The sequence below is a fragment of the Halomonas sp. SIMBA_159 genome, from assembly GCF_046536035.1.
Lineage (GTDB): Bacteria > Pseudomonadota > Gammaproteobacteria > Pseudomonadales > Halomonadaceae > Vreelandella > Vreelandella venusta_A.
On the sequence record NZ_JAWJBT010000213.1, the window covers coordinates 1 to 340 of the forward strand.

Annotated in this window: 1 protein-coding gene; it reads right to left on the reverse strand. The window is 49.7% G+C overall.

Going from position 1 to position 340, the window contains the following annotated elements; translation table 11 throughout:
• Positions 1–340: hypothetical protein (locus tag R0J87_RS19035; protein WP_498888185.1), on the reverse strand; the 340-nt coding region annotated here is incomplete at both ends.

The following is a 340-nucleotide window of genomic DNA, read 5'->3' on the forward strand; positions in this document are numbered from 1 at the left end:
GTACAGAATGGCGTCGTCACTGGTAATCAGCAGATAGGTATCCCCTGGTTCCAGGTTAGGTAAACAAAGATCCAGTTGCTGCGGATCCACCACCTCGCCGTCCTGACCTTTGGTTGCTGAAATCTCAAACTTATCACCACAACTTGCCATCAATATGGTTGACGAGACTTTACCGGCGGCGACATTGGTTGAGCCAGTGGCTGTGGCTGACTGGTAATCAATTTTGATGTCGGTATTGGTAAAAACTCTGAACCCGTACTGATCGTCCGGTACGTCATCATCATTATCGCGTCGGATAGCGCTCACTTTGAAGCTGTTGGTGGTTTCACCGTCCAGCCAG